The sequence below is a fragment of the Streptomyces sp. NPDC007162 genome, from assembly GCF_040634175.1.
GTDB lineage: Bacteria > Actinomycetota > Actinomycetes > Streptomycetales > Streptomycetaceae > Streptomyces.
Genome location: NZ_JBEYFC010000653.1, coordinates 1 through 4,269, shown reverse-complemented (window position 1 = coordinate 4,269; position 4,269 = coordinate 1). Strand labels below are relative to the sequence as shown.

Below are 4,269 nucleotides of genomic sequence, written 5' to 3'. Positions count from 1 at the left end.
GCCGCACCCAACGCGGGTGTGATCCGCCGTACGGCCCCGGAACGCGTCGGCGAGGTGCCCGGCGCCCTCGCCGTCCGGGCCGAGCGGGTGCTGGAGGTGGCCGCCGCGCAGGGCTACCGGCGACTGGTCCTCGGCGCCTGGGGCTGCGGGGTCTTCCAGAACGACCCCGCGCAGGTCGCGGGAGCCTTCCGGGGGTTGCTGGGCCCCGGGAGGCGGTTCGCGCGGACCTTCGGGCACGTGGTGTTCGCGATCCTCGACCGCACGCCGGGATCCCTGGTCCGGGTCGCCTTCGCCGAGGCGTTCCCGACCGCTCCGTGAGGAGCGCCGGGGGCACCCCCGGCCGGCGGCTGGGGGTGGAACCGCGTGACCGGCCCCCACCGGCCCGCGGCGAGAAAACCGCCCAACCGGCGGTGCGTCCGGCTCAGTTCCAGCCGTAGCGCTCGTGCAGCCGGTTGCGTACGAGGATGAAGCGGCCCCGGTCCAGGGCGCAGGCCTCCCGGCGCATCCCGTCCTCGTGCAGCCGCAGCACGCGGTCCACGTCCACCCAGGAGTCGCGGCCGGAGCGGTCCCAGGGGCCGCTGCCGATCGCCACCCACTCGCGGTCGTCGTCGTGCCGCTTGCTGGACAGCTGCACGGCGAGCAGGGTGCCGCCCGCCTCCCGGGCGACGACCAGGACCGGCCGGTCCTTGCCCCGTCCGTCGTTCTCCTCGAAGGGCACCCAGGTCCACACGATCTCACCGGGGTCGGGGTCACCGTCGTGGGCGGGGGAGTACTCGGTGCGCACCGTGCCGACCTCCTTCGGGTCGGCCTCGGTGGTCGCGGTGGGGCCGTAACGGCCGGGGATGTTCTCGTCGTCGATGTACGCAGTCACGAGGGCACCCTAAAGCGGTCTCAACCTGCGAGGACCGGCGGGGTGGCGGTGCGGCGCAGCTCCGCCTCGATCAATTCCGCCGTCACGTCGGGCCGTTCGAGGTGCGGAAGGTGACCGGCCTCGGGGATCGGCTCGAACCGGCCCTGCGGGAAGGCCTTCGCGTAGGCGGCTCCGTACGCGGGTGTGACGACACGGTCGCTCTCGCCCCAGATCACCAGTGCGGGCTGCTGTACCCGCCCCAGCCGGGGGAGCAGCTTCGGGTCGGTCATCCGGCCACCGTCCGTGAGCAGCCGCATGGTGGCCATGTTGGCCTGGCGCCGGGCGAGTTCGGCGGCGGGGAGGGTGGCCGGGTCGACGTAGAAGCGGTCCGGGTCGTGCCAGGAGTGCTCGGCCTGGGCGCGCGGGGTGAGCGAGAAGAAGTCGGTGACCTGTTCGCCGGCGATGTCCGCGCCGACCGCGTTGATGAGGATCAGGCCGGTGATCCGCCCGGCCGTGTCGCGTATCGCCATCTCGGTGGCGAGTTGGCCGCCCAGTGAGGAGCCGATGACCAGGACGTCGCTCCACTCGTTGTCCTGGAGCAGGTGGAGGTAGGCGACGGCGAGGTCGTCGACGGAGGTCAGCCACTCGGGGCGGGGTGTGCCGTCCCAGCCGGGGTGGACCGGGGTGATGGTGCGGGCCGACCCGGCGAGGCGGGCGGCGAGCCCGGCGACGGTGGCGGGTCCGCCGCCTCCGTGCAGGACCAGTACCGGGCGGCCGGAGCCGGCCTCGGTGAGGGAGAGGGGGAGGTCGGGGTACACCTGGGCGATGCGGTTCGTCGTCATGCCGGAGACTCTAACTAAGGATGTTTATATAAACAAGCTTAGTCATCGGTTATGGTGGAGCCATGCAAGATGACCTGCAAGTTCTCGGAAGAGCGGTGAAACAGGCCCAGTACCGGCAGCACCGGGCGCTGGACAGCGCGCTCTCGGCCGTCGGGACCACCCTCGCGCAGTGGGACGCGTTGCGTGCCATGGACCGGACACCGGGCGCCTCCGCGCGCGAGTTGGCGGCGGCCACCTTCCAGAGCGAGCAGGCCTTCGGCACGCTGGTGGGTCGGCTGGCCGCGCAGGGCCTGGTGGAACGGCGACCGGGCCACGGGCGGCGGATCCGGCACCATCTGACCCCGGAGGGCGAGCGGACGCTCCAGGCCGGGCACGCGGTGGCCGCGGAGGTGCTCGCCGACTGCTTCGCCGGGCTCTCGGCGGCGGAGCGGGCGACGCTGCTGGGACTGCTGGAGCGCCTCAACGCCCAGCAGTGAGCGCGGTGTCCGAACGGACAGGGTTCGCGGGGCACGCCGCGGGGACCGCACGTGACGGTGCGCCCCCCGAACGGGTCGGAGGGCGCACCGTCACCGTCGGACGACCCGTCACCCGGCGTCCGGCTCCAGCGGCACCTGCTGTGACTTCGGGGACGTCACCCCGTTGAGGACCGGCGAAGTGCCGTTCTGCGGCTGACCGTTCTGGTTCATCGACGCGAGGAGCTGGCGGGCCAGGCCGAGCCCCGTGCCGCCCATCGTGAGCGCCTTGGCGAACATCTCGGCCATGCCGTCGGCCCCGTTGAGCAGCACCATGTTGTCGACGTTGCCGAAGGCGGAGGCCCCGGCCTTGACGATCTCCGGCCAGTTCTCGGCGAGTTGCTGGGCGACGACCGCCTCCTGGTTCTCCGCGAGGGCGGCGGCACGGGCCTTGATGGCCTCCGCCTCCGCGAGGCCCTTCGCCCTGGTCGCCTCGGCTTCCGCCAGCCCCCTGGCCTGTGCGGCGGCCGCCTCGGCCTCGCCGGTGGCCCGGGTCGCCGCCGCGCCGGCCGCACCCCGGGACTTGGTCGCCTCGGCCTCGGCGCCCGCGGCCGCCTTGACCCGGGTCGCCTCGGCCGCCGCCGCCAGCTCGGTCTCCTTCGCCTTGGCCTGGGCCGCCGAGATGCGCGCGTCACGCTCGGCCTCGGCCAGCGTCCGCTTCTCGTAGGCCTTGGCGTCGGCCGGCTTGCGGACGTCCGCCTGGAGCTGCTGCTCCCGCCGGTGCGCCTCCAGTTCGGCGACCCGGGTCTCCTGGACCACGACCTCCTGCCGGGCGGCCGCGTCGGCGAGCGGACCGGCCTGGCGTGCCTGGGCCGCCGCCTTGTCCCGTTCGGCCTGGTAGCCGGCCTGGAGGATCTCGCTGTCCCGGGTCGCCTCCGCCATCCGGGCGAACGACTGCTGCTCCGCCTCGGTGGCGAGACGGTTCGCCTCCGCCTGCGCGATCCGCGCGTCCCGCTGCACGGCCGCCGCGTGCGGCATCGCGAGGTTCCGGATGTACCCCGTCGGGTCCTCGATCTCATGGATCTGCAGGGAGTCCACGATGAGCCCGAGCTTCTCCATCTCCGTGCCGCAGGCGGCCCGGGTCTGCCCGGTGAGCTTGTCCCGGTCGCGGATCATGTCCTCGACCGTCAACCCGCCCACGATGGACCGCAGATGACCGGCGAAGACGTTGTGCACCCGCTCCGACATCATCTTCTGCTGGTCCAGGAAACGACGGCCCGCGTTGGCGATCGACACGAAGTCGTCGCCGACCTTGAAGATGACCACCCCCCGCACCTTCAGCGGAATGCCCTGCTGGGTCACGCAGTCCACCGACAACTCGGTCTCGTTCAGGTCGAGAGAGAGCTTGCGCACCGCCTGCACGCCCGGCAGCACCAGCGTGCCGCGCCCCGTGACGATGCGGAATCCCATCCCCTCTTCGAGGCCTTCGGTCCGGTGCTTCGAACCGGAGATGATGAGCGCCTCGTTCGGCTCGGCCACCCGCCACATCATCTTGAACAGACCGATCAACACGAGCACGGCGAGAACCGCCGCCCCCGCAACGACGCCGACAACCATCGGCATACGCCCCCTTTGCATGGTGCCCTTTCGGCACCGAACGAAGGGAGTGTGCGCCTGTGCGGGCACCGGGTGAAGTCGTCGGCGAATCCTTGTTGCAATCTTGACGCACACGCCCCTCACCTGGGGCTACACCTGCTCAACTGTCGTATGCGGGGGTGACGTAGACCGTCCTCGGCGGCAGGTACTCGACCACCATCACCACTGTGCCGCGCTCGAACCGGCCGGTGCCGTCCGCGGCGTACGCGAGAAAGTGCTCGGCGCCCCCGCGGACCCGCACGATCACCTCGCCGACGAGTCCGGGCCCCACCGTTCCGGTGACCCGCCCCATGAGCCCCACCATCGACGCATCGTCCATGGCCAGAGAGTACGGGCAGGTCAGGCGAGGGGAAAGCGGCAGGCCGTCAGGCGCCCGGGGAGTCCGTGGCCGGGGCCTGCGGCGGGAAGGCCAGACTCCTCGCCCTTCAGGGCGAGGAGCATGTCAAAGCGGTGCCGGTGAGGACGCGCC

At 72.1% G+C, this 4,269-nt stretch carries 6 protein-coding genes; 2 read left to right on the top strand and 4 right to left on the bottom strand.

The window, feature by feature from the left end; all coding sequences use genetic code 11:
- The coding region (locus ABZ646_RS41360; protein ID WP_360531361.1) for a TIGR02452 family protein at positions 1 to 318 on the top strand (318 nt) is incomplete at its 5' end.
- 103 nt (positions 319 to 421) lie between these two features.
- Here ABZ646_RS41360 and ABZ646_RS41355 read toward each other — a convergent pair.
- Together ABZ646_RS41355 and ABZ646_RS41350 are read right to left on the bottom strand one after the other, a co-directional pair.
- Positions 422 to 871, bottom strand: a complete 450-nt coding sequence (locus ABZ646_RS41355; RefSeq protein ID WP_360531358.1) for a type II toxin-antitoxin system PemK/MazF family toxin — start codon at positions 869 to 871, stop codon at positions 422 to 424.
- 20 nt (positions 872 to 891) lie between these two features.
- On the bottom strand, positions 892 to 1,692 hold the full coding sequence (locus tag ABZ646_RS41350) for an alpha/beta hydrolase (protein ID WP_360531355.1): 801 nt from the start codon (positions 1,690 to 1,692) through the stop codon (positions 892 to 894).
- 62 nt (positions 1,693 to 1,754) lie between these two features.
- Between ABZ646_RS41350 and ABZ646_RS41345 the strand changes: the two genes are divergently transcribed.
- Complete coding sequence (locus ABZ646_RS41345) at positions 1,755 to 2,168, top strand: MarR family transcriptional regulator (protein ID WP_360531352.1); 414 nt, start codon at positions 1,755 to 1,757, stop codon at positions 2,166 to 2,168.
- A 108-nt stretch (positions 2,169 to 2,276) separates the two neighbouring features.
- On the opposite strand, the gene ABZ646_RS41340 is transcribed toward ABZ646_RS41345, so the two are convergent.
- Together ABZ646_RS41340 and ABZ646_RS41335 are read right to left on the bottom strand one after the other, a co-directional pair.
- A complete protein-coding gene (locus ABZ646_RS41340; protein WP_360531349.1) occupies positions 2,277 to 3,767 on the bottom strand; it encodes an SPFH domain-containing protein in 1,491 nt (496 codons plus the stop codon).
- 133 nt (positions 3,768 to 3,900) lie between these two features.
- Positions 3,901 to 4,119: a hypothetical protein gene (locus ABZ646_RS41335; protein ID WP_206306337.1), complete on the bottom strand. Its 219-nt coding sequence runs from the start codon at positions 4,117 to 4,119 to the stop codon at positions 3,901 to 3,903.
- Between the last annotated feature and the right edge of the window lie 150 nt (positions 4,120 to 4,269).